28 protein-coding genes and 2 pseudogenes are annotated in these 23,631 nt (G+C 75.1%); 7 read left to right on the top strand and 23 right to left on the bottom strand.

The features are described from left to right. Window positions 1-110: 110 nt before the first annotated feature. The 7 genes from ABZ659_RS30010 to ABZ659_RS30040 form a co-directional block, all read right to left on the bottom strand. Window positions 111-1,466, bottom strand: a complete 1,356-nt coding sequence (locus ABZ659_RS30010) for an aldehyde dehydrogenase family protein (protein ID WP_360225982.1) — start codon at window positions 1,464-1,466, stop codon at window positions 111-113. A gap of 37 nt (window positions 1,467-1,503) precedes the next feature. Then, complete coding sequence (locus ABZ659_RS30015; protein ID WP_360225985.1) at window positions 1,504-3,264, bottom strand: asparagine synthase-related protein; 1,761 nt, start codon at window positions 3,262-3,264, stop codon at window positions 1,504-1,506. Between the two features lie 32 nt (window positions 3,265-3,296). Then, complete coding sequence (locus tag ABZ659_RS30020) at window positions 3,297-3,806, bottom strand: hypothetical protein (protein WP_360225988.1); 510 nt, start codon at window positions 3,804-3,806, stop codon at window positions 3,297-3,299. Between the two features lie 58 nt (window positions 3,807-3,864). Beyond that, window positions 3,865-4,704, bottom strand: a complete 840-nt coding sequence (locus tag ABZ659_RS30025; RefSeq protein ID WP_360225991.1) for a hypothetical protein — start codon at window positions 4,702-4,704, stop codon at window positions 3,865-3,867. After that, on the bottom strand, window positions 4,701-5,726 hold the full coding sequence (locus tag ABZ659_RS30030; RefSeq protein ID WP_360225994.1) for a hypothetical protein: 1,026 nt from the start codon (window positions 5,724-5,726) through the stop codon (window positions 4,701-4,703). The genes ABZ659_RS30025 and ABZ659_RS30030 overlap by 4 nt, the downstream gene beginning before the upstream one ends. Further along, window positions 5,723-6,439, bottom strand: a complete 717-nt coding sequence (locus tag ABZ659_RS30035) for a cupin domain-containing protein (protein WP_360225997.1) — start codon at window positions 6,437-6,439, stop codon at window positions 5,723-5,725. The genes ABZ659_RS30030 and ABZ659_RS30035 overlap by 4 nt, the downstream gene beginning before the upstream one ends. 130 nt (window positions 6,440-6,569) lie before the next feature. Then, window positions 6,570-6,920 (bottom strand): helix-turn-helix domain-containing protein, encoded by a 351-nt coding sequence (locus tag ABZ659_RS30040; RefSeq protein WP_360226000.1) that lies wholly within the window; start codon window positions 6,918-6,920, stop codon window positions 6,570-6,572. Between the two features lie 96 nt (window positions 6,921-7,016). Between ABZ659_RS30040 and ABZ659_RS30045 the strand changes: the two genes are divergently transcribed. Further along, entirely contained in the window at window positions 7,017-7,916 is a 900-nt protein-coding gene (locus ABZ659_RS30045) for an NAD(P)-binding domain-containing protein (protein ID WP_360226003.1), read from the top strand. Between the two features lie 23 nt (window positions 7,917-7,939). Here ABZ659_RS30045 and ABZ659_RS30050 read toward each other — a convergent pair whose 3' ends face one another. From ABZ659_RS30050 to ABZ659_RS30065, 4 genes are all read right to left on the bottom strand, one after another. Further along, window positions 7,940-8,632, bottom strand: a complete 693-nt coding sequence (locus ABZ659_RS30050; protein WP_360226006.1) for a hypothetical protein — start codon at window positions 8,630-8,632, stop codon at window positions 7,940-7,942. 80 nt (window positions 8,633-8,712) lie between these two features. After that, window positions 8,713-9,783: a methyltransferase domain-containing protein gene (locus ABZ659_RS30055; RefSeq protein ID WP_360226009.1), complete on the bottom strand. Its 1,071-nt coding sequence runs from the start codon at window positions 9,781-9,783 to the stop codon at window positions 8,713-8,715. Window positions 9,784-9,931: 148 nt separating this feature from the next. Continuing rightward, complete coding sequence (locus ABZ659_RS30060; protein WP_360226012.1) at window positions 9,932-10,321, bottom strand: fic family toxin-antitoxin system, toxin component; 390 nt, start codon at window positions 10,319-10,321, stop codon at window positions 9,932-9,934. Further along, the gene (locus ABZ659_RS30065) at window positions 10,318-10,614 is read right to left on the bottom strand and encodes a DUF1778 domain-containing protein (RefSeq protein ID WP_360226014.1); all 297 of its coding nucleotides are present in this window, start codon (window positions 10,612-10,614) and stop codon (window positions 10,318-10,320) included. The genes ABZ659_RS30060 and ABZ659_RS30065 overlap by 4 nt, the downstream gene beginning before the upstream one ends. A 231-nt stretch (window positions 10,615-10,845) precedes the next feature. On the opposite strand from ABZ659_RS30065, the pseudogene ABZ659_RS30070 reads away from it, so the two are divergent. The 3 genes and pseudogenes from ABZ659_RS30070 to ABZ659_RS30080 all read left to right on the top strand — a co-directional run. After that, window positions 10,846-11,097: pseudogene (locus ABZ659_RS30070) on the top strand (transcriptional regulator); the annotation flags it as partial. Between the two features lie 11 nt (window positions 11,098-11,108). Beyond that, on the top strand, window positions 11,109-11,480 hold the full coding sequence (locus ABZ659_RS30075) for a signal peptidase I (protein WP_360226017.1): 372 nt from the start codon (window positions 11,109-11,111) through the stop codon (window positions 11,478-11,480). 286 nt (window positions 11,481-11,766) lie between these two features. Then, window positions 11,767-12,510: a VOC family protein gene (locus ABZ659_RS30080; RefSeq protein WP_360226020.1), complete on the top strand. Its 744-nt coding sequence runs from the start codon at window positions 11,767-11,769 to the stop codon at window positions 12,508-12,510. Here the strand turns inward: ABZ659_RS30080 and ABZ659_RS30085 are convergent. The 7 genes from ABZ659_RS30085 to ABZ659_RS30115 form a co-directional block, all read right to left on the bottom strand. Continuing rightward, window positions 12,477-13,061: a gluconokinase gene (locus ABZ659_RS30085; protein ID WP_360226023.1), complete on the bottom strand. Its 585-nt coding sequence runs from the start codon at window positions 13,059-13,061 to the stop codon at window positions 12,477-12,479. The two genes, ABZ659_RS30080 and ABZ659_RS30085, sit on opposite strands and share 34 nt — an antisense overlap. Beyond that, window positions 13,061-13,324 carry a hypothetical protein gene (locus ABZ659_RS30090; protein ID WP_360226026.1) on the bottom strand — a complete coding sequence of 88 codons (264 nt, stop codon included), beginning with the start codon at window positions 13,322-13,324 and terminating at the stop codon, window positions 13,061-13,063. The genes ABZ659_RS30085 and ABZ659_RS30090 overlap by 1 nt, the downstream gene beginning before the upstream one ends. A gap of 124 nt (window positions 13,325-13,448) precedes the next feature. Next, window positions 13,449-14,258 carry a universal stress protein gene (locus tag ABZ659_RS30095; protein ID WP_360226029.1) on the bottom strand — a complete coding sequence of 270 codons (810 nt, stop codon included), beginning with the start codon at window positions 14,256-14,258 and terminating at the stop codon, window positions 13,449-13,451. Between the two features lie 36 nt (window positions 14,259-14,294). After that, window positions 14,295-14,924, bottom strand: a complete 630-nt coding sequence (locus ABZ659_RS30100) for a hypothetical protein (RefSeq protein WP_360226032.1) — start codon at window positions 14,922-14,924, stop codon at window positions 14,295-14,297. A gap of 117 nt (window positions 14,925-15,041) precedes the next feature. Beyond that, a complete protein-coding gene (locus ABZ659_RS30105; protein WP_360226035.1) occupies window positions 15,042-15,782 on the bottom strand; it encodes a peptidase E in 741 nt (246 codons plus the stop codon). Between the two features lie 2 nt (window positions 15,783-15,784). Further along, window positions 15,785-16,381: a DUF998 domain-containing protein gene (locus ABZ659_RS30110; protein ID WP_360226038.1), complete on the bottom strand. Its 597-nt coding sequence runs from the start codon at window positions 16,379-16,381 to the stop codon at window positions 15,785-15,787. A 48-nt stretch (window positions 16,382-16,429) separates the two neighbouring features. Beyond that, complete coding sequence (locus ABZ659_RS30115) at window positions 16,430-16,807, bottom strand: DUF1330 domain-containing protein (RefSeq protein ID WP_360226041.1); 378 nt, start codon at window positions 16,805-16,807, stop codon at window positions 16,430-16,432. Window positions 16,808-16,973: 166 nt separating this feature from the next. On the opposite strand from ABZ659_RS30115, the gene ABZ659_RS30120 reads away from it, so the two are divergent. Both ABZ659_RS30120 and ABZ659_RS30125 read left to right on the top strand, forming a co-directional pair. Then, the gene (locus ABZ659_RS30120; RefSeq protein WP_360226044.1) at window positions 16,974-17,441 is read left to right on the top strand and encodes a hypothetical protein; all 468 of its coding nucleotides are present in this window, start codon (window positions 16,974-16,976) and stop codon (window positions 17,439-17,441) included. Between the two features lie 39 nt (window positions 17,442-17,480). After that, window positions 17,481-17,924 carry an OsmC family protein gene (locus ABZ659_RS30125; protein WP_360226047.1) on the top strand — a complete coding sequence of 148 codons (444 nt, stop codon included), beginning with the start codon at window positions 17,481-17,483 and terminating at the stop codon, window positions 17,922-17,924. Here ABZ659_RS30125 and ABZ659_RS30130 read toward each other — a convergent pair. Further along, window positions 17,911-18,207 (bottom strand): hypothetical protein, encoded by a 297-nt coding sequence (locus ABZ659_RS30130; RefSeq protein ID WP_360226050.1) that lies wholly within the window; start codon window positions 18,205-18,207, stop codon window positions 17,911-17,913. The two genes, ABZ659_RS30125 and ABZ659_RS30130, sit on opposite strands and share 14 nt — an antisense overlap. A 117-nt stretch (window positions 18,208-18,324) precedes the next feature. Here ABZ659_RS30130 and ABZ659_RS30135 point away from each other — a divergent pair, with 117 nt between their 5' ends. Beyond that, complete coding sequence (locus ABZ659_RS30135; protein WP_360226155.1) at window positions 18,325-20,562, top strand: PI-PLC domain-containing protein; 2,238 nt, start codon at window positions 18,325-18,327, stop codon at window positions 20,560-20,562. Between the two features lie 13 nt (window positions 20,563-20,575). On the opposite strand, the gene ABZ659_RS30140 is transcribed toward ABZ659_RS30135, so the two are convergent. The 4 genes and pseudogenes from ABZ659_RS30140 to ABZ659_RS30155 form a co-directional block, all read right to left on the bottom strand. After that, on the bottom strand, window positions 20,576-21,118 hold the full coding sequence (locus ABZ659_RS30140) for a 2'-5' RNA ligase family protein (protein ID WP_360226053.1): 543 nt from the start codon (window positions 21,116-21,118) through the stop codon (window positions 20,576-20,578). Window positions 21,119-21,213: 95 nt separating this feature from the next. Beyond that, window positions 21,214-22,143, bottom strand: a pseudogene (locus tag ABZ659_RS30145) (hydroxyacid dehydrogenase); the annotation flags it as partial. 27 nt (window positions 22,144-22,170) lie between these two features. Then, complete coding sequence (locus tag ABZ659_RS30150) at window positions 22,171-22,674, bottom strand: flavin reductase family protein (protein ID WP_360226056.1); 504 nt, start codon at window positions 22,672-22,674, stop codon at window positions 22,171-22,173. Continuing rightward, the gene (locus tag ABZ659_RS30155; RefSeq protein WP_360226059.1) at window positions 22,671-23,624 is read right to left on the bottom strand and encodes a hypothetical protein; all 954 of its coding nucleotides are present in this window, start codon (window positions 23,622-23,624) and stop codon (window positions 22,671-22,673) included. Before ABZ659_RS30155 ends, ABZ659_RS30150 begins: the two co-directional genes overlap by 4 nt. Window positions 23,625-23,631 lie beyond the last annotated feature (7 nt).

The following is a 23,631-nucleotide window of genomic DNA, read 5'->3' on the forward strand; positions in this document are numbered from 1 at the left end:
AACTGCAGACACTCCTGGCCACCTGGACCGGCGCCTGCCCCACCTGCCACCGCGACATACCCACACTGATACGAACCTGACCAAGCCCTACTAGGGCCCGTACGCGCGCCTCAGACCAGCCGTCGGACCAGGCGCGCGGTGACCGTCTTGGGGCGCTGGTACTCGTGCAGGGCCAGCGTGCTCAGGTCGGTGCCGTGGCCGGAGGCGCCACGGCCGCCGTGGGGGAGTTCCGCCGTCTGCACGAGGTGGCAGTTGAGCCACGCCTCTCCCGCGTCCAGCCGCCCGGCGAGGTCCAGGCCGGTGGTCAGGTCCCGCGTCCACACGCTCGACGCCAGCGCCTGCGGCACCCCGTTGGCCAGGGCCACGGCCGCGTCCAGGTCCGCCGCCCGCTGTACGGTGAGCAGCGGGCCGAAGACCTCCTCCAGCACTGCGGGATCGTCGTCCGGCAGGTCGGCCAGGATTCGCGCGGGACGCCAGAAGCCGTCCTCCTCACCGGCCCCGGGGGCGAGGTCCGCCACGAGGTGCCGCCCCGCCGTCGACCGCCGGACGATGTCGTCGTAGCGGGCCAGCTGGTCGGCGCTGTTGAGGGGGCCGAAGTCCCGTCCCGCCAGGCACTCCCGGGCCGCGGCGGCCAGGTGCGCCACGGTCGTCTCGTAGTTCGCGTCCAGGGTGATGACCCGGGCCGGGGCGGCGCAGCTCTGACCGGCGTTGTAGACGCAGGCGCGGGCGAGCTGCGTCCAGGTGTCGTCGGGTGCGTCGGGCAGCACCAGCGCGGGGGAGTTGCCGCCGAGTTCCAGGCTGATCCGGCGCCCGGCGGCCCGTGCCGCCACGTCCGCCCCGGCCGCCGCGCTACCGGTGAACGCGACCATGTCGACGTCGGCCCCGACCAGCAGCCGACCGGTCTCCCGGTCGCCGGGCAGGGCGGTGAGGACGTCGGGGCCGAGTGCCTCGGCGGCGTGTCCGGCGAGGAGTTCCAGGGTGTCGGGGGTGGTCTCGGCGGGCTTGGCCACCACGGCGTTCCCGGCGGCCAGCGCGGGCGCGCACCGCCAGGCGGCCATCATCAGCGGGTAGTTCCACGGCACCACGACCCCGACCACACCCAACGGCTCCCACCGCACCCAGCTCTCGTGCCCCTCCACCAACCGTCCGGCGGCCGGGGCCGACTGCGCGCGGACGGCACCGGCGTAGAACCGGAAGAGGTCCGCGACCTGCTCCACCTCGCCCGCCGTCTCCGTGTCCGGCTTGCCGGTCCCGGCCGCCTCCCGCGCCCGGTAGGCGGCGGCGTGCTCCGTCACCAGCGCGGCCAGCCGCTCCAGCCGCCGCGCCCGCTCCCCGGGGGTGAGGCCGCCCCAGCCGGGCGCCGCCGCGCGGGCCGCGGCGACCGCCGAGCGCACCTCCTCCTCCCGGGCGACGGGCGCGGCGCCACGCACGGCGCCGGTACGGGGGTCGACGAGGGTGGTCTTCACGGTGCGGGTGCCTCCACGCTTCCACGACGGGTCCGGTTCACAGGTCGTACGCCCGGAGCCACAGCTCCAGAGTGAGCAGCAGCCACAGCTTGCCGCCCTGCCGGGGCAGCAGCGTGCCCTCGCCGCGCATCCAGGTGCGGACGGTATCGGGCCGGAACAACCCGCGCCGCCTGGCGGCCCGGCCGAGCAGCAGGTCACCGGCCAGCTCGCGCAGCGGCCCGCCCAGCCACTGCTGCACCGGCACCCGCATACCGCTCTTGGGCCGGTCCACCACCGTCGCGGGCAGCAGGTCCCGTACGGCCTCCTTCAGCACCCACTTCTCCACCGTGCCCCGCAGTTTCAGCGTCGGCGGCACGGCGAAGGCGTGGTCGACGACCCGCCGGTCGAACAGCGGGGCCCGGCCCTCCAGGCCCTGCGACGCGGTCAGCCGCTCCACCTTCGTGAGGATGTGGTGGGCGCCCTTGGTGCGCAGGTTGCAGTGGAGCAGTTGGTTGAGGAGGTGCGGCATCCGGTCCGGGCCCGTCAGATACGGCGCCACGAAGCGCTGCGGTGCCGGGGCGGACCCCAGCGCGTCGAGCGCGTCCGGCGTCAGCAGCCTCGGCAGGTCGGTCCAGCACTTCCGGTACGACCGCAGGTAGGCGGTGGCCCGGTCCTCGTACCAGGGCGTACCGGCCGCGCCCGGCGACCCGGCGTGCATCTCCTGCACCAGCATGGGGAGGTTCTTCGGCCCGCCGAACACCGGGTCCCCGCCCTCCCCGTTCAGGACCGTCGTCAGCCCGTCCCCGGCGACCGCCTCCGCCAGCAGCAGGTTGGGCACCGTCAGCGGGTCGCCCACGGGGCTGTCGAGCAGGGCCGCCGTGTCCGCGAGCCGCGCCGCGACGGCCGTACCGGAGACCGTGAGCACCCGGTGCCGGGTGTGGCAGTGGGCGGCGACGAGGCCCGAGTAGCCCAGCTCGTTGGGGAGTTCGCCGCCGAAGCTGATGGAGTAGGTGTGCACGGGGTGGCCGTGCAGCTTCGCGGCGAGCGCGGTGACCAGGGAGCTGTCGATCCCGCCGGACAGCAGCACCCCGACCGCCTCGGCCGCCGGCAGCCGCCGCGCCGTGGCCTCCTCCAGCAGGGCGCGCAGCCCGAGGACGTGCCCGCCGGGCTCCGCGTCGGACGCCCCGTCGAGCCGCTCCCGCGGCTCCCAGTACACCGTCTCGGTCACCCCGCCGTCGGCCGCGAGCCGCAGCACCCGGCCGGGCAGCACCTCGTGGACGCCCTCCAGCAGCGTCTCGTCGCCCGGGAGGTAGGCGAACGTGAGGAAGGAGCGCACCGCCGACAGGTTCACGCGCGTGCCGAGCGCGGGCCAGCGGCGCAGGGCGCGCAGCGACGTGGCGGCGGCCCAGACGCCGTCCGCCCGGGCGTGGAACAGGGTGCGCGCGCCGACGTGGTCGCGGATCAGCACCAGATCGGCGCCGTCCAGGACGGCCAGCGCGAACATGCCCTCCGCCAGCGCGACACCCGCCGCGCCGAGCCGCGCCCAACAGCGCAGCAGCAGTTCACCGTCCCGGCAGCCGGACGGGGCGGGCGCACCGTCGGTGGCGAGCGCGGCGCGCAGCGCGGCACGGTTGTGCAGCGTGACCTCGCCGACCGCGCGCATCCCGGCCGCCTCGAACGGGCCCTCGGCGGTCCCGGGTTCGTTCGGTACGAGGCCCAGTCCCGGTGCGACGACCCGGGCGCCCATCCGGGCCAGGTGCGCGTCGGCCACGCCGGGGTGTGCGGGTTCCGAGGCGGCGCAGACGCAGAAGCGCGCCATGGCGGAGTCCTTTCCTGTGGTGCGGGGGGTGTTCAGCCGAAGTCGTCGTCGCTCCAGCCGCCGTCGTTCCCCCAGTCCCCGCCGTCCCAGTCGGCGTCGGCGGAGCCGGGGTCCCCGCCCCCGGAGGACGACGTGGACTGCGCCTGCTGCCGCAGTTCCTCTTCCTCCTCGGGGGTGAGGGCGAGCGGCGGGAGCTGGGCGGCCGTGACAGCGAGTCCCGTCACCCCGAGGCCGGTGAGGATCGCGCCCATCCGGCCGCCGAAGGACGTCCGGTTGACCATCAGGGTGCGGCCGTCGCCCCACAGCGTCCGGCCGTAGCCGATGTCCCGCCCGTAGGTCACGGTGCCGTCGGCGAGGACGCGCTTGACGACGCCGGAGCCCAGCAGCTCGTCGGTTCCGGAGCCGTCCGCGTCGTCGTGCCAGCGCACGACACCGTCCGGGCCGCGGCGGCGCCACTCCTGCCGACCGTCCTCGTAGGCGCGGTGGACGCTGCCGTCGGCGAGCAGTTCGTCCGTGTAGCCGATGTCGCGGGGGCGGGTCATCCTCTTCGGTCCTCGGGTCGGCAGCACTCGGATACGGGGACCACGGGCTGCGGCCGGGTCATGCGTCGGGCCAGGTCATGAAGCCCGCGGCGCGCAGGCCGCGCAGTTCGCCCCAGACCGAGTGGCGGGGCGGCCGGGGGCCACGGGTGAGCCGCAGTACGGCGCGCAGCAGCCGGGCCGGCGGCAGCGCGGCGACCTCGGTGAACCGGCCCGCGGCGAGCCACTCGACCTCCGCGGGGCGCAGCCCCGCTGGCCAGGGCCCCGGCGGCGGCAGCGGGCCGGGTGCGCGCCCGGACACCAGCCGCAGGGCCCGGGCGTGCCGGGGCACCAGACCGAGGGATGCCACCCGTACGCCGGGCACCGGCCCGAGTCCCTCGCGGACCCGGCCGGGCAGCGCGATTCCGGCCGGGCTGGCGTCGTGCAGCACGTGCACGGTGGCGTTCCCGGCCCGCTCCAGGGCGGCCACCAGGGCGGAGGTGAGCGGCAGGTCGTCCGCGGCGCTCAGCACGGGGCACGCCGCCTCCAGGTGGACGTGGTTGGCCAGCAGCATGTGGGCGATGGCGCGGTCCTGGCAGACCAGCAGCCAGGGCAGCCCGTAGGCGTGCAGGTCCGGCTCCCGTTCCGGCCCGCCGAGCGTGGGGGCAGGGCCGGTCGGCGCGGGCAGCAGCCCGTCCGGCTCCAGCCCGCGCAGCACCTCCGTGAACCGGGACAGCCGCAGCGGCGGGGCCGGGCTGTGCGCGACACGGCGCAGCGGCGCGGGCGTGGGGCGCAGGACGCGGCAGGTCTCGTAGTACAGCTGCCGCTCGGTGAAGCGGATGCCGCCCGGCTCGGCGGCGCGGCGCGCGGCGACGGCGATCGCCCGGGCGAGCAGCACCGTCTGGCAGTGCGGGCGGTTCACGCGGCGCCTCCGTCGGGCCAGGTCAGGAAGCCCACGGAGGCGGCGCGCCGCCGCTCGGGGTCGGACAGGGCGGTGACCCGTTCGACGGCCCGGGTGACGGCGTCCAGCAGCTTGGCGGGCGCCACCGCGACCAGCGGGAACCCCCACCCCTTGCGGAGCCACGCGAGCTGCTCCGGGCTGAACTCCCCGCTGCGCTTGAGCGGCTCCATCACGCTCGCGGTCGGCGGCTCGCCGCGCACGGGCACCGCGTTGGCGCTGCCGTACCCGGCGTCGAGCGGCAGCCCGAGGTCGAAGACCGGCCGCCCCGGTCGCGCGCCGCGGACCCGGTGGACGAGGCTCAGGCCACGGGCGTCGGCGTCGTGCAGGACCAGTACGGGCGCCGGGGTGCGCGAGACGAGGTCGTCGAGGGCGGCGACCAGGGTGAGGCCGTACCGGGCGGGCAGCCCCACGGCGTCGAGGAAGACGGCGACGGACTGGTCCGGGCAGACCAGCAGCGGACCGTCCGGCGACGCCGCCCGGCCACCGGGCGGGGACGGGTACCGGCCGTCGTCGACGACCCCGGGCGGCAGCGAGCCGTACACGGTCCGCCAGTCCGCCAGCGGCCCGGCGCGGAAGGCCTCCCGGTCGAGCCGGGGCCGCCCCCGGCCCACCCCCCTGACCTCGGCGACGACGAAGCCCAGGGCCGCGGCCAGGAGCACTCCACCGACGACCACGACGACCGGCGCCGTCGCCAGCCCCACGAACCCGACGATGAGCCCGACCACCGTCAGCCCACCGGCGCAGCCCAGGTCGACGCGGGTCTCCCGGAGCGACGTGCGGGACAGGGCGTACCACAACTGACCCGGGGTGCAGGGCAGTCGGCCGTCCTGGGTGATCTTGGCGGCGATCCGGCGGACGCGGAGGTCGTGGAGCCGCATCGGGTTGGTCTTGGGGTCCAGGGCGTAGCGGCGCCCGCACGTGCCGCAGACGTTGTCGGGGCGCTCCCGGCGCAGCAGCGAGCGCTCGCAGTGCGGACAGATCACCGGCGGCTCTCCCATCCGTGCGCGAGCCGCCGCAGCCGGGCCGCCAGCCGCTCCCGTGCCGTGGTGGCACCGGGCCCGCGCACCCGCTGGACGTCCTCGATCTCGCGCAGGGCGGCGGCGAGGGCGAGGTAGTCGGTGCGGGCGAGGGTGCCGGTGGGCGCGCTGGCGCCGCTGTCGTGCGGCGCGGTGGCGGCCCTGCGGTCGGCCTCCGGGGCGGTGATGGCGTAGTCCTCGTGGTCGATGCCGTAGCCGGTGTTGGCGGCGAGGATCGTCAGCGGGGAGGTGTCCCGGTTGGCGAAGGAGTGCGGCATCATCTCCGGGATGCGGATCAGCTCACCGGGGGTGAGCGGCACTTCGGTCACCCGGCCGCGCTCGCTGTCGTACAGCCCGCAGGACGCGTACCCGAGGCTCAGGACGAAGTGCTCGCCGCCGTGCGCGTGCGGGGTGAAGGCGCTGCGCGGGCCGACGATGCCGAGTTTGACGGTGGCGTTGGAGGGCCGCTGCGGGGACGTGGTCGCGTCGCCGACGAGGTAGTGGGCGAACTGCCCGTCGTCGATGAACCGCAGGAGGTCCCGCTCGGGCCCGAGGTCGCGGGCGCCGTCCCGGTCGGCGAGGACGACGGAGCCGTCCGGGCGCAGCCGGTACAGCCGCACACCGTCCGGCAGCCCTGCCAGCCCCCACGGACCGTTCCCGGTGGCCGACGTCCCGGACACACCCCTACGGGCCCTGCTGAACAAACGTTCCTCCCCCGAGTGCCACTCGCGCACGCAAGCGCATAGTAGCCGCCGTTCCCGAACACGAGGAGACACGAGCCGACCTGCCGGGAAGTCCTCCGGACCGCCCCTACCCGGTCCGCCGGGCGTTGGCCCGCTCCCGCCCCCAGTCCGCCAGCGGCTGGAGCGCCGCGTTGAGGCGGGTGCCCTGTTCGGTCAGCGCGTACTCGACCCGCGGCGGCACCTCGTCGTACGCGTCACGGCGGACGACGCCGTCCGCCTCCATCTCCCGCAGGTGGGAGGCGAGCACCTTCTCGGTGATCCCCGGGAGCAGTCGGCGCAGCTCCCCGAAGCGGCGGCCGGGGTGCTCGCGCAGCGCCCAGAGGATCAGCACCTTCCACTTGCCGCCGATCACCTCCATCGCGACGTCGATCCCGCACAGGTGCCCGTCCGGTGCCCCCGGCCGGTTCAGTGTCGTCATGCCCCGCCTCCCTGACCTGCTCGCTCACCCCCGGGTAAGCACCCACTCCGAAGTGCGTACTTGATCACGCCCGGGCCGGTGACCAGCCTAATCGGCATGACAGACAACGCAGTTGAGACTCCTCGCGCAGGCACCAGGACCCCCGTCACCCTCCTCGGCCTCGGCTCCATGGGCACCGCGCTGGCCCGCGCCTGGCTGGCCGCCGGGCACCCGCTCACCGTGTGGAACCGCACCCCGGCCCGCGCCGCACTCCTCGCCGCCGAGGGCGCGCGGGCCGTGGACAGCGCCGCCGCGGCGGTCGCGGCGACCCCTCTGGTCGTCCTCTGCCTGCTGGACGACGCCTCCGTGGACGAGGCCCTGGCCGACGCCGACCTGACGGGCCGGGACCTCGTCAACCTGACGACCACCACCCCCGCGCAGGCCCGCGCCCGCGCCGAGTGGGCCCGTGCGCGCGGCGCCCGCTACCTGGACGGCGGCATCATGGCCGTACCGCCGATGGTCGGGGACCCCGGCTCCGGCGCGTACGTCTTCTACAGCGGCTCGGACGCCGTGTTCCAGCGCTACCGGGAGACCCTGGCCGTGCCCGCCGCGACCACCTACGTCGGCGCGGACCCGGGCTTCGCCGCCCTGCACGACGTGGCCCTGCTGAGCGCCATGTACGGCATGTTCGCCGGGGCCGCGCACGCCTTCGCCCTGATCCGCCGGGAGGACATCGACCCGGTCTCGTTCGCGCCGCTGCTCGCGGACTGGCTGGCGGCGATGGCACCGGCGGTCCACCAGACGGCGGCGCAACTGCGGAGCGGCGACTACACCCAGGGCGTGGTCTCACCGCTCGCCATGCAGGTGGCGGGCACCCCGACCTTCCTGAGCACCGCGGAGCAGCAGGGCGTCAGCCCCGAACTGCTCACGCCGTACTTCGCGTTGCTGCGCCGCCGACTGGAGGAGGGCGGCGGCGCGGAGGACCTGACCGGCGTCGTCGACCTCCTGGCGCGCTGAGGGCGTGCGCCGGTCGGCCGGTGTCAGCGGTCGGTGTCCGTCTCCTCCCGCGCCGCGGCGGAGGCGTCGCCCGGGGCCGGGTCGCCGTCGGTGGCGGTGTAGAAGACGGACCGGCCCTGCGTGCCGCGCTGGGCCTGGCTCTTGGCGACGAGGGTCTCCAGGGTGCCGCGTACGACGGTGGTCTTGAGCTTCCGGTCCGGGTGGGCCTCGCCGAGCGCGGCGGTGACCTCCGCCGCAGAGCGCGGTTCGGTCTGCCGGGCGAGGTGGTCGCGGACGAGGTCGATCAGGGTGGGCTGCCTGGCCTGTCCGGTCGGCTCGGCCGGGGTGGCGGCGGCCTTGGTACGGCGCTTGGACGGACCGCTGGCCTTCGTCGACCGCTCCTTGCCCTTGCTCCTGTCCTTGCTCGTGTCCTTGCCGGACGCGGCGGACTTCCTGCGGCGGGGCGCGGGCACGGTGGGCGCGGGGTCGGCGGACGCGGAGTCCGTGGACGTGGAGTCCGTGGACGTGGGTTCGGCGGCCGTCCGGGTGACGCCGAGCGCCTGCTGCATGTTCACCAGGACCGCGTGGTCCTGCTGGAGGCCGAGCAACTGCTCCTGGAGGGCGGCGATCTCGGTGCTGACGCGTTCCTGCTCCTTGAGGTTGCGTTCGAGGTCACCGGTCACCTGGGCGGCGTACTGCGATGCCAGGTCACTGCTTGCTGTGGTGCTGTCGGACATGGTTGCTGTCCTTCCCGGCGACTGCCGTTGGCGCACGCGTGCTGCGAGGGGGGTGCCGAAGTGTAGCGACAGTGGTGACCCTACGGCCTGATGTCGTAGAGGACGTTGAAGGGGTCGTCCGCCGTGGAGCGGACCACCTCGCGGAATCCGGCCCGGGTCGTCAGGTCCCGTACGACCGTCTCGGGCATCCCGCAGGTGCCGAGGGCGGCGCCGTCACTGGCGAGGGACGTGGTCATGCAGTAGAAGACGCTGAACCCGTAGAGCATCGACGCGACGGGGCCCACGTTGTCCTGGGGCCGGTCCGCGCAGTTGACCTCCAGCATCAGGTAGTCGCCGTCGTCCTTGACCGCGGCCCTGATGGCGGCCAACAGGCCCTGCGGGTCGGCCGCGTCATGCACGACGTCGAACGTGGTGACCAGGTCGAAGCGGCCGGGCAGCCCCTGGACGGCGTCCACCGTCGCGAAGGTGACGCGGTCGGCGACACCGGACCGCTCCGCGTGCGCGCGGGCCCGCTCCACCTGGGCGGGGAAGTTGTCGAAGCCGGTGAAGCGCGAGCGGGGGAACGCCTTGGCGAGCACGGTCAGGGCCCGGCCCGCGCCGCACCCGACGTCCGCGACGTCGACACCCCGCTCCAGCTTCTCGACGACATGGGGGAAGGTGCTCAGCCAGTCGTCGATCATCACGCTCTCGAACCAGGCGCCGGTGAACCGGCTCATGCCGTCCCACAGCGGGTCCGGGTAGTCGCCCTGCCGCACCCCGCCACCGGCGCGGAACGCCTCGGCCAGCCGCTCGTACGGTGCCAGGGCGGCGGGCATCATCTGGTACACGCCGCCGAGGAACATCGGCCCCGACTCCTCGGCCAGCGCGGGCGCGTGCTCCGGGGGCAGGGCGAACCGACCGGGTTCCGGTTCCTCCAGGTAGCCCGCCGCGGTGAGGCCGCGCAGCCACTCGCGTACGTAGCGCTCGTGGAGGCCCAGAGCGTCCGCCAGTTCCCCACTGCTGGCGGGGCCCCGGCCGGCGAGGCGCCGGAACAGGCCGAGCCGGTCGCCCAGGTGGCACAGGCCGACGGCCATCGTGCCGCTGAGGTCCCCGAGCGCCTTCTCCATGAAGGCCTCGACCCTCGCCTCGTCCAGCTGGTGCTGCGTCGCCATGGTGTCCCTTCCGGCCGTCCGGCACGGTCGCGGAGTGCGACCGCACCGGACAGCAGAACACCGGGCCGCGCCCGTGCGGCGCCGCCACGACGCGCGGGGGCGGCGGGGGCCCGACCGCCTCACCCGATCCGCGTACCCGCGCCCCGGCTCAGTCGGGAGCGGCCCAGTCGCGCAGCTGGCGGGCGACCCTGGCGACGCCGAGCGCTCCGGAGGCCGCGTCGCGGACCAGCGCGACGGCCGCCTTGGGCGGGTAGTCCAGCCGGTGCCCGTCGAGGACGAGGTAGCCCTCGGCGGCGTGCCACGCGAAGGCCTCGTTGGAGTGCTCCAGGCACGGCAGCCGCACGAGGGTCTGGAGCAGCGCGGCGGCCCTGAGGTACGGGGAGCCGTAGATGTCGCGCTCCATCGCGCGGGCGTTGACCCGGGCGACGGCGGCGTACAGCGGCCCGTAGTCGTCGACCTGGGGGTCGCCGTCGAGCAGTTCGGCGGCGTGCAGCAGGAACGTGACGTCGAGCGGGTGCGGCGGTTCCGGCTGGGTCACGCGGCGTGCCCTCGCTCCCGCCGCTCCAGCTCCCGGCGCGCGTCCTGCTCGGCCGCCCGCCGCTCGGCGCCCGGGTCGACGGCGCTGGGCTCCGCCGCGAAGGCCGCGCCGCTGTGGTCCATGGAGGCCCGGAAGCCCGCCAGGAACCGCCGCTCCACCGCCGTCGCGCGGTCGTAGGCGGCCGACAGGATGTACTCCTGCATACTGACGCCCGCCTGTTTCGCGGCCGCCGCGATGGCCGCCCGCTGCGCGGGGTCGGGGAAGCGCAGGTTCATCGCCTTCGGATCTGACATGGCACCCACGGTACCAGTGGTACCACCGGGTGGTCACCCTGCGCGGCTCCCGCGCCCGGGACACGGCCGACCGCGGACCGGTCTCCCCCCGGGCCCCGCTCCCGTCCGGACCGCGGTCGGCGCGCGGGGCGGCGCGGGACCCATCGCTCCGGGCCGCCGTGGTACTGCCCCCCAGACGTCACGGAGGACCCGGACGGCTGTCGTCCGGTGTGCGGATGACGACTGCACACCGCGAGCGCCGACTTCCGTCGCCTGTGGGCCGCACACGAGGTGGCGGTCCGCCGCGCCGACCGCAAGACCCTGCTGCACCCCGGGGTCGGCCCCCTCCTGATGGACTGCGAAACCCTCGTCACCCCCGACCAGCGCCAGCACCTCCTGGTGCTCACCCCCGCCGACACCGACACCCGCGAGCGCCTGGATCTCCTGCGCGTGCTGGGTGCCCAGGAGTTCCCCATCACGGGGCCGCCGGGGGCGGCACGTTAGTGTCCCCGCCCATGGACACACGTGTGTACGTGGGCAACGCCGACACGGACGCGGCACTGGACCGGGGCTGGCTGCTCGGCCACTTCAAGGAGGCGGGCGACCCGCGCCACAGTGCCGCCGTGGAGATCAAGTGGGGCACGCACCCCAAGGGCGACGCGCGCGCCCAGTGGGTACGCGGCGAACGCCGCACCGCCCTCCTGCTCCTCGTCAGCGGCCGCTTCCGCGTCGAACTGCCCCACCGCAGCGTCCTCCTGGCCGACCAGGGCGACTACGTCGTCTGGGGCGAGGGCGTGGACCACTCCTGGTGCGCCGAGGAGGACTCGGTGGTCCTGACGGTGCGTTGGCCGTCGGTCCCCGGCTACGCGCTGCCTCCGGCGGGGTAGCGGGTGTTCCACGCCCGAGGGTCTCAGAACAGTCTCTTGTACAGCTGCCACCCGCTCGCGATCTGTGTCCGGGCGCCGAACGCGCCCTTGCCGGGCCGGAGTACCGCCACGGTTCGTTGGACCTGTCCTGCGCCATGAGGCCCCCGGACGTCCGTCCGCTCGCCGAGGCGGCCTTCGCCCTCACGCCGGGCGGGTGCGCCCCCGGCAAGAGGATCACCGGCGGGCGCGCGGCCGGGTGGCGGTCCAACCGGTGAGCCGCCCCGCCGACTTGCTTATGATCTTCCGCATGGCACTGCGACCCGTTCAGGTGAACATCAAGGCCCTCGACGCCGCCGCGGTCGGCCAATTCTGGGCGGAGGCGCTCGGCTGGAACGCCCACAGCCCCGGCGTGACCACCTACGTGGGACCCGTCGGCGGCCTCGTCTGGCCGGACCCGGTCGCCCTCGGCATCGACGTCGTCCCCGTCCCGGACCCCAGGACGGCGACGAAGAACCGTACGCACCTCGACCTCGCCACCACCTCCGCCGCCCACCAGGCTGAGCTGGTCGCACGGTTGGAGGCGCTCGGCGCGACGCGCGTCGACGTGGGGCAGGGCGAGGTGCCGTGGACGGTCCTCGCCGACCCGGAGGGCAACGAGTTCTGTGTGCTGGAGCCCCGCGAGGTCCACCGGGACACCGGGCCGATCGCCGTCGTGGTCGTCGACTGCGTGGACCCGCGGGCCATGGCCCGGTTCTGGGACGAGGCGACGGACTGGGACCTGAGCGAGGTGACCGACGACCACGCGGTGCTGCGCTCACCGCACGGCGGCGGCCCCTACCTGGAGTTCCTGCGCACCGGCGACGTGAGGACCGTGCCGGACCGCGTCCACCTCGACCTGCTGCCGTACCCCGGTGACGACCAGGCGGCCGAGGTGGCCCGGCTGCTGGCCCTCGGCGCCACCGAGGTCGACCTCGGCCAGGGCGAGGTGAGCTGGAGGGTCCTCGCCGACCCGGAGGGTCACGAGTTCTGCGTCCTCGCCGTGCCGTCCTGAGGACCGTCTCCGAGGGCCGTCCACGGCGGCAGCAGCTCCGCCGCCGTCTCCACGATCCGGTCCGGGCTCGGTGTGGCGTCCAGCTCGGCTCCCCGCTCGTCCGGTTCGAGGGGGTCGAGGGTGGCGAGCTGGGAGTCGAGGAGGGCGGCGGGCATGAAGTGGCCGGTGCGGTCGCCGAGCCGGTCGGCGAGGGTGGCGCGGTCGGCGGTCAGACGGAGGAAGAAGGCGGGCGGGCAGGCCGCCCGCAGCGTGTCCCGGTAGCGCCGCCGCAGGGCGGAGCAGGTGACCACGGCACCGGTGCCCGCCGCGGCGCGCTCCCGCAGCCAGCGTCCGATGGACTCCAGCCAGGGCTGGCGGTCCGCGTCGGTCAGCGGCGTGGCGGTGGCCATCTTGGCGATGCTTGCGGGGGAGTGGAAGTCGTCGCCCTCCGCGAAGGGCAGCCCGAGCCGGTCCGCGAGCAGGCGGGCCACCGTGGACTTGCCGCTGCCGGTCACGCCCGCGACCACGACACAGGGCGGCCCGGGCGGCGGGGTTCCGGCGTCGTGGGGCATCAGACGCCGGTGCCCGGCGTCGGACCGCCGGGGCCCGTCGCGTCGTGCGACCGCCGCTCGCCGCCCGGCCGGGCAGGAGGGCCGTCGGAACCGGCCGGGTACTCCTCCAGCGGCACGGGGTCCCGCTCCCACGCGCCCAGCACCGGCGTCACCACCCGCCAGGGCTCCCCGGCCTCGTCGCCGCGGAGGGACAGCGGCGGGTCCCCGTCGGGGAGACGGCCGGGCTTCTCCGCCAAGCCCACCCGCCCGGTCTCCTCCCTCACGAACGCCTCCACGCCGCCCGCCCTTCTCCCTGGAGCGCCACGGCCGGGGTACGGCCCACCGCCTCGGCCACGCTCGCGATGACGGCACGGACGCGCGAACGCAAGGCGCGCCCGCCGCGCCCGGTCAGGTCTCCCCGCGTACGACGACCACGGAACTGTGCGCGTGGTGCAGCAGGGCCTGGCTCACCGACCCCAGGAGGAGACCGGTGAACCCGCCGCGCCCCCTGGCCCCGACGACCACCAGCTGGGCGTTCCGGCTCGCCTCGATGAGCACCTCACGGGTCTCCCCGCTCGCCACCTCCCGCCGGACCGGGATGTCCGGATACCGCTCCGCGTGCCCGGCGAGCGCCTGCGCCAGCAGCCGCTCCGGTCCCTCGACCCCGACACCGGCCGGCGCGTAGTCCGGCAGCCACGCGTGGACGGCGACGATCTCCGCGCCGCGCAGGGCGGCCTCCGCGAACGCGAACCCGACCGCCTTCGCACCGGCGGGGGAGCCGTCGACGCACAGCACGACGGGACCGGCGTCGGCGGAGTCCTCGCGGGCCACCATCAGCGGACACCGGCAGTGGGCGGCCAGCGCCGCCGCCGTGGAGCCCAGCAGCACGCCCATGACGCCGCCCATCCCACGCGCCCCCACGACCAGCAGCTCCGCCGACCGGGACTCGGCCTCCAGCACCGACACCGTGTCGCCGGGCACCATGGCCTCGGTGACCGTCACCTCCGGGGCCACGCCCCGCGCCCGGTCCGCGGCCTCGCTGACCAGGCGCTGGAGCGGTGTGGTGTCCAGCGGCGCGTACCGGGGCCGGACCGGCCAGTTGAGGGCGTACACCACCCGCAGCTCCGCGCGCCGCCGCCGGGCCTCCCCGGCGGCCGTCTCCACCGCGGCGAGGCTCGACGACGAGCCGTCCGTTCCCACCACGACCAGGTTGCCCATGACTCCTCCAGGGCTCGGTTCGGCCCGCCCGCGACGTCAGTACCGCTGCGCCTGGGCGAGAACGGGCGTCAGCCGCGCGTCCGCGGGCTGCCGGCTGAAGGCGATGGGCTGCTCCTTCTCGCCCGGCTCAAGGTCCTCCGCGCCGACGAACCTCGTCTCGACGACGTCACCGGACGCGTCCTCGAAGTCGATCCGCACGGCGTACGAGGCGGTGGCGTCGGTCTTGTTGGTGATGGTGACCAGCGCGGCCAGCAGCCCGCTCGTCTCCTCCCTGGGTAGGCCCTTCATACCGACCTCGGACAGCGCGTTGCCGCGCCCCTCGACGTCCTTGAGCGCGTCCTCGGCGGCGGCACTGGAACGGGCGGCCTCCGCCTCGACGGACGCCTCGAACTCGGAGGCCCGCGCGGACGCCGAGGAGGCCGCCGCCGAGGCCGAGGCCCGCGCGGAGGCGATCGCGGACGCCGCCTTCGAGGCCAGCGCCGACGGCGGTGTCCCGGAGAACGAGGCCGTGTCCGGGCCGCTGGTCGTCGTCGGGGGAGAGGAGCCGGTGTCCTGGTCGTCGTCGCCGCACCCGGTGAGGGCGGCGGCGGACAGGGCGCAGCCGAGCAACGCCATCACCGCTCGGCGGCCGGTCCCGCTCCTGTGGTCGGGGTGGTGTCGCACCATCCTGTTCGTCCTTTGCGCCTGGCCGGATCGATCCCGTTCATCGTCGGCGCGGCGCGGGCGGAGCGCGATTCGGCGTGGGCCGTTCGCCGCGCGCCGGGGCCGGGACGGGGCCGGGCGCTACCCGGGAGGCGCGGGCAGCCTGCGCGGCTCGACGCGTTCCTCCACCGCCCGGTCGCCCTCGCGCCGGACGACGTAGGCGCCCTTGCCCGGCACCTCCGTCACCGCCTCCACCAGTTCCGTGCCCCGGTACACCAGGCCGACGCCGTCGTCCGTGCAGTGGGCCGTGGGCAGCGTGCCGTCCGCGACGAGCCGGTGGATCAGGGGGCGGCGGCCCGCGTCGACGTCGTAGTGGACGCCGTTGCCGTAGGGCAGGAAGCCCAGGGCGTTGGTGACCGGCCGCAGCTCGGGGCCGAAGGAGTCCGTGGTGCCGCCCTGGAACCAGCAGATGGAGCCCGCGCTGACGCCGCTCAGCACCACCCCGGCCTGCCAGGCGCGGCGCATGATCGCGTCCAGGCCGTGCACCCGCCACACCGCCAGCAGGTTGGCGACCGACCCGCCCATGACCCAGACGACGTCGTGGTCGAGGACCGCGCCCTCGACGTCCTCCAGGTTGGGCATGGGGAACAGGTGCAGCGGGGTGAGGTCGAACCCCGCGGTCCGCGCGGCCTCGGTCATCCGGGTCGTGAAGTGCTCGGCGTCCCCGATCGCCGTGCCGACGTACATGACGCGGGGGCGGCGGCCGTGGACGCCGGACAGGTCGACCGCGTGGTACACCAGCGCGTCGAACATCACCCTGGCACGCGTTCCGACGCGGTGTCCGCCGGAGGTGGCGACGATGGTGGGTTCTGATGCCGTCATGGTCATGATCGTATCGAGCGGGGGCGGTGGCGTAGGCAGGAAGTCACGACCACGAAGGGCCACAGGGCCTGGGCGGAGGTGACGAACCGTTCGGCCACGCCCGCCGCGCCCTGGTGGTTCGCCTCGACCACGTACCAGAGCGCACCGGCGCACATCAGCGCCGTCGCCGCGAGGGCGGGGGCCGGGCGCAGGGCCCAGGGGGCGGTCGGGTGGCGGTGGGCCGCCAGCACCGGCCAGACGGCGAGCAGCAGGAAGCCGGCCGCGGCGACCGTGCCGTGCCGCAGGGAGCCCCCGCTGCTCGGCGTCGGCACCAGGGCCACCAGCAGCGCCGTCACCCCGCCGCCACCCAGTGCCACCCGCCCCGCGGGCGCGGCGGCGCGCAGTCCCCACGCGGTGAGCAGGTGGCAGACGCCCAGCGCGAGCAGCGCCCCGGTCATCACCCAGAACCCGGCGGACCCGTAGGCGGCCAGGACGCTGATGGTCTGGGAGACGGGATCGTAGCCGGGCCCCTCCAGCCGCCCCGCGACCGCCCAGCCCGCGGTCAGCAGGAGCGGCGCGCAACCTGAGCTGAGCAGAGTCCATCTGGGGACGAACGGCATCGAGTCACCATAAAGGACGCGTCTGCCGGGTCGGGCTCAGGCCGACCGTCAGGCGGTGCCGCGGCCGGTCCAGGGTGCGGTCGGCTGGAGCACGGCCTCGGTGAGGGCGCGTGTGCGCAGCTCGGTGATCTCCCGGTACCCGGGGTCGGCCACCATGCGGCTGAACGCCTCCCGGCTCGGATAGCGGACGAGCAGGACCGCGTCCCAGTCCTGCCCCGCCTCGGCGACCAGGGGCGGGTGGCCGTCTCCGGCGTAGAGCAGCTCACCGCCGTACCGCTTCAGGAACTCGGCGGCCTGGCGTGAGTACTCCGCGTACAGGGCGCGGCCCCCGGGGGCGAACCGCAGCAGGTTGAGCATGACGACGGGCTCTCCCGGGTCCGCCGCGGCGAGTTGCGCGAGCGCGGCTCCGGTGGGGTCGACGGCCATGGTGGTCTCCTCGTCGTCGTGGCGTGGGCGGGGTGCGGCAGCAGGCTAGAGGGAAGCCGCCCCGTTTGCATACCATCCGGTCGGTCTGCGTTCGGGACTCCGCCGGGACCGCACCCGCCGGCAGGCGGTACGGTGGCTGTCCGAAAGCGGGACGAAGGGGGCCGGGATGGTGGAAGCGGAACTGATGGCACTGGCCGCCGCGGGCGCCACCGCGGTGGTCCAGCAGATGGCGACGGACTCCTGGACGCGGGCACGGGACCGCGTCGCCGCGTTCTTCTCCCGCCGGGGTGGCGGTGGCACGGAGGACGCGGTCGCGGGGGAACTGGAGACCTCGCGCGGTGAACTGACGGCGGCGCTGGCGTCCGGCGAGGAGCAGACCCTCACCGACGTGGAGGCCGAGTGGCGCACCCGGCTGCGGCGCGCGCTGCTGGCGGATCCGCGGGCCGCCGCCGAACTGCGCGCGCTGCTGGACGAACTGGCGCTCCCGGACGGCGTTCAGCCACCCGTGAACGTCCGCAACTCCATCACCGGCGGCGTGCAGCACGGGCCGGTGATCCAGACCGGCAACCTGGGCTCGGTGACCATCGGGACACCCCCCGCCGACGGAGCACCCCACCAGGACCCCGCGACCTGACACCGTGGCGGCCTTGCCGACCGCGTTACTGTCGACCCCATGAGCGAGAACTCCGAGCGTTCCGTCGTCATCGAGCGCACCAGCACCGGCCACTACGTGGCGACCAACGTCCGCGGCGGCACCCTCCGCTTCGGCACGGCCTCCGGCGCCGGGCCGGAGGCCGAGTTCACCCCCGTCGAACTGCTGCTCGCCGCGATCGGCGGCTGCACCGCCGCGGACGTGGACGTCGCCACCACCCGGCACGCGGAGCCCACGGAGTTCTCCGTGGCGGTGACCGGGAACAAGATCAGCGACGACCTCGGCAACCGCATGACCAACCTCCAGGTGACCTTCACCGTCGGCTTCCCGGACGACGACGAGGGCGCCGACCGGGCCCGTGCCATCCTGCCGCGCGCGGTGAGGACCTCCCACGAGCGGCTGTGCACGGTCAGCCGCACCGTGGAGACCGGTACACCCGTCACCGCGACCGTCAAGGACGCCTGACGGGCCCCGCCGGCCCCTCGGCGTGCGCCGCGTCCACCCGCCGGTGGCGCGGACGCCCGCGGTGGTGCCGTGCCGAGGACACCGCCGCGAGCCCGAGGCAGAACAGCAGGGCCAGCGCGAGGCCGGAGCAGAAGACGGCGAGCGTGTTCAGGGTGGCGATGTCCTGGCCGAGGACCGAGACCGTGTACTCGGGCCCTCCAGACAGGTTGTCCGCGATCAGCAGACCCGTGAAGGCCCCCACGGCTGCGAGAAGAAGTACTCCGAGGATCAGCATGGCGCTCATCCCTTGCATGCGAGTGGGACGGTCGGTACCGCCCCGGGTGCCCGCCCCGGGCGCGCCCAAGCAGGTCAGGCGGGTTTCGTGCGCCGGGGAGCCCGCGCCGTGACCGCGGACGGCCGCATGGCCGCACCCCTCCTCAGCGCGCGGTGGCTGCGGCCGCTGGCGTGGATCGTGGCGGTGCTGAGCCTGACCACCCTCGCCGCGTCGGGCGTCGCCCGCGGCACCGTGCTCAGCCCCGGCTTCTACGGTGGCGTCCTCGCCGACGAGCACGCCTACCAGCGGTTCTACGACGAGGTACTGGTCGACCCGCGCCACGCCCGCCTCACCAACGACCTGCTGGGCCGACTGCCCGTGGCGCGGTCCCCGCTGACCGCGAACGTCAAGGTCGTCATCCCGCCCGAGACCCTGCGGGCGATGACCGAGCGGCAGATCACCGAGGTGGTCCGCTATCTGGAGGGCGACCGGGACCGGCTGCGCCTCACGGTCGACCTGGCGCCGCTCGTCGAGAACGTCGAGACGCTCAGCCGGATCTACTTCGCCGACGCCGTCGCCGCGGCGCAGCAGCGGCCCGAACCCGACTTCGCGGCGTTCGTCGACCGCCTGTCGCGGACCGCGACCGAACTGCTCGCGGGCCGGGCCCCGGCCACCGGGCTGCCGTCGCTCGCGCTGTCCGACGCGCAGGCGGAGTCGGCCACCACGCTCCTGCTGAGACTCGTACCGCGGGACGAACGCGCCCGGCTGCGGCCCGAGGTGGCGACCGCCCTGCGCGGCGGGGACGTGGACTCCGCCCTGGCGGCGATCGCCCCCGTCGCCCTCTCCGACCGCAACCGCGCCGCGGCGGCGGACCTGTTCCGGGAGGCGGGCGGGCGGACGTGGGTCATCACCACCACGCTCGCCCCGCCCAGCGAGGTCCGCGCCCCCGTGCGGCGGGCACGCTCCGTGACCCGGCTGGTCCAGAACGTGGTGGAACCGGCGGCCGCCGTGCTGGCCGCCGCCGCGTTCGCCGCCCTCTGGGTCGCGCCGCCCTCCGCCCCACGTCCCACCCGGCTCACCCCGCCCCGGCCCTTCGCGCGGCGGCTGACCCCGCTGGGCTGGGCGCTGGCGGCGGCGGGCTCCCTGCTGGCGCTGGGCGCGCTGCTCCTCCGGCTGGTCACCGGGGGCGGGCCGCTCGTCGCCGCGCCGTCGTCGTGGGCCCCGTCGGTGGCCCGCCTCGTCGAGGACATCGAGGTCACGGCCGTCGACCGGCTGCTCACCACCGCCACCGTGGTCGCGGTGAGCCTGCTGGGCGCGGGCGCCCTGCTCGTCGCCGTGGCCTGGGCCTGGCAGACCCGACCCACCCTGTCCGCCCTCTCCGCCTTGTCCCCCCGCATGGAGCACCGCCGCGGCCTCACGCTCACGGTCGTCGCCTCGACGCTGGCCCTGGCCGGCATGAACCTGGCCCCGGTGACGTTCGCCGGGTCGGCCCCCGACGTCTGCCAGGGAAGCTCCCGGCTGTGCGACCTGCGCTACGACGAGATCGCCCACCTCGCCTCGCACAACGCGATGGCCAGCACGGCGGACCGGTTCATCGGGCCGCTCCAGGACCCGGACGTCGTCGGCCAGCTCAACGCCGGAGTCCGCGCCCTGCTCCTCGACACCCACCACTGGGAGCGCCCCGGGGAACTGGCCGACCGGCTCAGCGACTCCGAGTTCTCCCCGGCGCTGCGCGAACAGCTCGCCCAGGCGCTGGCCCGCGCCAACCCGCCCCGGCCGGGACTGTGGCTGTGCCACTCGGCCTGCGGCGCGGGCGCCGTCGAACTGGTGCCCACGCTGCGCCGGATCGGGGACTGGCTGCGCGACCACCCCACGGAAGTCGTCACCCTGATCGTGCAGGACGGCATCGGCGCCGGGGAGACCGCCCGCGCCTTCACCGAGGCGGGCCTGACGGACCTCCTGTACGAGCCGGACGAGGACCCCGACCAGCCCTGGCCCGAGCTGGGGGAGATGATCAGCGGCGGTCACCGGCTGGTCGTCTTCGCCGAGAAGGCGGACGGCCCAGCGCCCTGGTACCGCAACTTCTACCGCTACGGCATGGAGACACCGTTCGCCGTCCGCAGCCCCGACGCCATGACCTGCGAGCCGAACCGGGGCGGTACGGACAAGCGCCTGTTCCTGCTCAACCACTTCGTCACGTCCGGCGGCGGCCGACGCCTGGACGCCGGTGTCGTCAACTCCCGCCAACGCGTCCTGGACCGCGCCCACGCATGCGAGCGCCAGCGCGGCAGACCCGTCACCTTCATCGCCGTGGACTACGTGACCGTCGGCGAGGCCCGCGCCGCGGTGCACGCCCTCAACGCGGAGCGCGCCGACGGCAGGTGACGGCGCCGGACACCTACGGGTGCGTCGGACGGGGCTCCAGCACCTCCAGGGCGCCGGTCTCGGTGTCGTAGCTGCGCAGGGTGGTGAGCCGGAGCGACAGGGGCGGCGTCGGCAGCAGTCCGGGGAGCCGCCGGTCGGTGAAGGCGCCGGTCCGCCGGGTACGGCCGAGGGTGATGTGCGGGTTCCAGCGGCCGGGCTCGTGCAGGGGGTTGAGGGTGCCGGGCGGGCTGTCGCCGGCCACCGCGTCCCACACCCGGCGGTGCAGGCCGGTCAGCGCGGGGTCGGGGTCCAGCGCCCAGGCCAGCACCGAAGTGGGCCGCTCGAAGCGGATCAGGCCCGTGCAGCGCACCGGCAGCGGCAGGGCGGCGGCCACCTCGGCGAGCTCCCACCGGATCGGACCGGTCAGCTCCGGACAGGCGGCCAGGGTGAGATGCGGCCGGTTGGTCGGCGAACGGTGCCGCGCCTGACTCGGCAGCCCCGCCTCCACCAGCCGCCGCCAGGCCTCCCGAACCACCAGCTCCGCCGCCTCATCCAACAGAACCTCAACCGTACGCACCACGGCAGCCTACTGGCCACGGGGTCCCGCTCCAGTCCGCTACGCCGGACCCACAGCAGGCGTCACGCGGCTCGCGTCGTGTCCCGTGCGACGTCGTTCACCGCGTCCGGTACAGGCTGGCCCGTCAGCGCGAGGCGGACCGACTCGGCGGCGGTGATGCCTGCCTTCTCCTGGGCCTCGGTGGTGGCGGCGCCCAGGTGGGGGGTGGCTACCACCTGGTCCAGGGTGAAGAGGGGGGAGTCGGTGCAGGGCTCGGTGGTGAAGACGTCCAGGGCCGCCCCCGCGACCCGGCCCTCCGTCAGGGCCGTGTACAGGGCGCGCTCGTTCACGATGCCGCCGCGCGCCGCGTTGACGACGCGCACGCCGGGCTTGACCTTGCGCAGGGCCGCGTCGTCGATCAGGTCGACTGTCTCGGTGGTCCTGGGCAGGTGGACCGTGATGAAGTCGGAGACCTCCAGGAGTTTGTCCAGGGAGACGGGTTGCACTCCCGCGCGCGCGTGGACGTAAGGGTCGTAGGCGACGATCTCCATGCCGAAGGCGGACATCCGCTGGGCGACCAGTGCGCCGATGCGGCCGAGACCGACGACGCCGAGGGTCTTCCCGGCCAGTTCGACGCCCGTGTACCTGCTCCGCTGCCACGCGCCGCCCCGCAGCGCGGCGTTGGCCTGCGGGATGGTGCGGGCGGTGGCGAGGATCAGGCCGCAGGTCAGTTCGGCGGCGCTCACGATGTTGGCGGTGGGGGCGTTGACGACCAGGACGCCCGCCTCGGTGGCGGCGGGCACGTCGACGTTGTCGAGGCCCACCCCGGCGCGGGCGACGACCCGCAGCTTCCGGGCGGCAGCCAGGACCTCCGCGTCCACCCGGGTCGCGGAACGGATCAGCAGCGCGTCCGCCTCGGCGACGGCGGACAGCAGCTCGGCCCGGTCCGTGCCGTCGCAGTGCCGGACGCGGAAGGCCGGGCCGAGCACCTCCACGGTGGCGGGGGAGAGTTCTTCGGTGATGAGGACCAACGGTTCGGTGGTCATGAGGGGTTCGCTCCTGTTCTGTGGAGGTCAGTCGCCGACCGGGTGCTGGGCGCCCGCGTACAGGACGGTGGGAGGCTGGTCGTCGGAGCGGGTCCAGGTGACCGTGCCCGCGACCAGGACGTGGTCGTACATCGGGACGCGGTCGCTGACCTCGCACACCGCGCTGACCGACGCCGCCGTCAGCACCGGCACCCCGTGCTCCGACCGCCAGGGCACCCCGGCGAACCGCTGCGCCGCCGTGCCGGTGGCGAACTGCCTGACCAGGTGCCGGGCGGACCACGGCAGGACGTTGACCGCGAAGGCGCCGCGCTCCAGGACCTGGTCCAGGGTGCGGCTGCGCCCGGCGAGGGAGACCAGCAGGGACGGGGGGTCTAGGGACAGCGACATGACGGCGTTGACGGTGCAGCCGACGGGTCCGTCCGGGCCCTCGGTGGTGACGACGGCGACGCCCGTGGGCAGCCGGGCCATCGTGTGGCGGAACACGTCGCCCGGGACCGCGGTCGGGGCGGGCAGGAGGCTTTCGGTCGTCATCGGATCTCTCCCGGTTGTGCCGTCCAGTCCTTCGGCGACAGGTCCGCGGCCAGGGCTGCCTGCGCCGTCAGGAGCTGGTCGATGGAGCGGTCCACCACGCCGGGGCGCGGACGGCCCCGCGCCGCGGACCGCTCCGCGAACCGCAGCGTCTTGGGCAGCTCGCCCCAGGCCACGGACGCCGCCGCGGCCCGCTCCGGGCTGAGCGCGCCCTCCGTGACCGCGTAGGCCAGCCGGTAGGTGTGGTGGCGGGCCGCGGCCCACAGGTCGTCGGCGTGCCGGGCGAGCGCGGCGGGCTCGGCGCGGAAGGTCGCGGAGACGCGGGCCAGGGAGGGTTCCAGGTCCAGGCTCCAGACCCCGGGGCCCGGCGCGGAGGTATCGGTAGTGGCCTCCGTCTGCCAGGCCAGCCACCTGTGGTGGTCCGCGGGCGGCACCGCGACCGACCGGCCGAGCGCCAGTTCGTCGCGGCGGGCCACCTCGCGCGGCGGACGGGGCGGCGGCGTCAGCGCGGTCCTCAGCCGGTCGTCGTCGACCCAGCCGGTCCACGGCTCCTGGTCGCCCAGCGGAGTGAGCGCCGTGAAGTGGTCGGCGAGCAGCCAGCGGCCGTCGCGGTGGTCGCCGACCAGCAGCCAGTGCGGGGCGTCGGACCGCCCGTGGCCCGGCGTCCACGGCAGGTGCCGGGTGTTGCCGACGACCAGCACCCGCCCGTCGCGGCCCAGTTGGTCGAGGAGCGCCGCGCGGGCGGTCGGCCAGTCGGCCGCCGAACGGTACGCCAGCTCCCGCCCGTCGCCGGTGGTGTCCACCCGGGGGTGGTGCGAGAAGGCGAGTTCGCCGGGGGGCAGGTCAAGGCGTACGGCGAGCCGCACGCCCCGGGCGAGGCGGCCCCGGACGTCGGGGACCTCCGGCATCAGATACGCCAGCAGGTTGGTGGTGTAGCAGCTCAGCTCTGGCATAGCGGTC

It is taken from the genome of Streptomyces sp. NPDC006997, from assembly GCF_040635175.1.
Classification (GTDB): domain Bacteria; phylum Actinomycetota; class Actinomycetes; order Streptomycetales; family Streptomycetaceae; genus Streptomyces.

Bases quoted from the DNA above. Each gene is read 5' to 3' on its own strand.
- ABZ659_RS30075 (WP_360226017.1), top strand. From the start codon at position 11,109: ATGGACACACGTGTGTACGTGGGCAACGCCGACACGGACGCGGCACTG.
- ABZ659_RS30135 (WP_360226155.1), top strand. From the start codon at position 18,325: ATGGCCGCACCCCTCCTCAGCGCGCGGTGGCTGCGGCCGCTGGCGTGG.
- ABZ659_RS30115 (WP_360226041.1), bottom strand. From the start codon at position 16,807: ATGGCCGTCGACCCCACCGGAGCCGCGCTCGCGCAACTCGCCGCGGCG.
- ABZ659_RS30150 (WP_360226056.1), bottom strand. From the start codon at position 22,674: ATGACGACCGAAAGCCTCCTGCCCGCCCCGACCGCGGTCCCGGGCGAC.
- ABZ659_RS30080 (WP_360226020.1), top strand. From the start codon at position 11,767: ATGGCACTGCGACCCGTTCAGGTGAACATCAAGGCCCTCGACGCCGCC.
- ABZ659_RS30100 (WP_360226032.1), bottom strand. From the start codon at position 14,924: ATGGTGCGACACCACCCCGACCACAGGAGCGGGACCGGCCGCCGAGCG.
- ABZ659_RS30105 (WP_360226035.1), bottom strand. From the start codon at position 15,782: ATGACGGCATCAGAACCCACCATCGTCGCCACCTCCGGCGGACACCGC.
- ABZ659_RS30130 (WP_360226050.1), bottom strand. From the start codon at position 18,207: ATGAGCGCCATGCTGATCCTCGGAGTACTTCTTCTCGCAGCCGTGGGG.
- ABZ659_RS30020 (WP_360225988.1), bottom strand. From the start codon at position 3,806: ATGACCCGCCCCCGCGACATCGGCTACACGGACGAACTGCTCGCCGAC.
- ABZ659_RS30065 (WP_360226014.1), bottom strand. From the start codon at position 10,614: ATGTCAGATCCGAAGGCGATGAACCTGCGCTTCCCCGACCCCGCGCAG.
- ABZ659_RS30095 (WP_360226029.1), bottom strand. From the start codon at position 14,258: ATGGGCAACCTGGTCGTGGTGGGAACGGACGGCTCGTCGTCGAGCCTC.
- ABZ659_RS30120 (WP_360226044.1), top strand. From the start codon at position 16,974: ATGGTGGAAGCGGAACTGATGGCACTGGCCGCCGCGGGCGCCACCGCG.
- ABZ659_RS30055 (WP_360226009.1), bottom strand. From the start codon at position 9,783: ATGGCGACGCAGCACCAGCTGGACGAGGCGAGGGTCGAGGCCTTCATG.
- ABZ659_RS30015 (WP_360225985.1), bottom strand. From the start codon at position 3,264: ATGGCGCGCTTCTGCGTCTGCGCCGCCTCGGAACCCGCACACCCCGGC.
- ABZ659_RS30050 (WP_360226006.1), bottom strand. From the start codon at position 8,632: ATGTCCGACAGCACCACAGCAAGCAGTGACCTGGCATCGCAGTACGCC.
- ABZ659_RS30155 (WP_360226059.1), bottom strand. From the start codon at position 23,624: ATGCCAGAGCTGAGCTGCTACACCACCAACCTGCTGGCGTATCTGATG.
- ABZ659_RS30045 (WP_360226003.1), top strand. From the start codon at position 7,017: ATGACAGACAACGCAGTTGAGACTCCTCGCGCAGGCACCAGGACCCCC.
- ABZ659_RS30085 (WP_360226023.1), bottom strand. From the start codon at position 13,061: ATGCCCCACGACGCCGGAACCCCGCCGCCCGGGCCGCCCTGTGTCGTG.
- ABZ659_RS30125 (WP_360226047.1), top strand. From the start codon at position 17,481: ATGAGCGAGAACTCCGAGCGTTCCGTCGTCATCGAGCGCACCAGCACC.
- ABZ659_RS30110 (WP_360226038.1), bottom strand. From the start codon at position 16,381: ATGCCGTTCGTCCCCAGATGGACTCTGCTCAGCTCAGGTTGCGCGCCG.
- ABZ659_RS30040 (WP_360226000.1), bottom strand. From the start codon at position 6,920: ATGACGACACTGAACCGGCCGGGGGCACCGGACGGGCACCTGTGCGGG.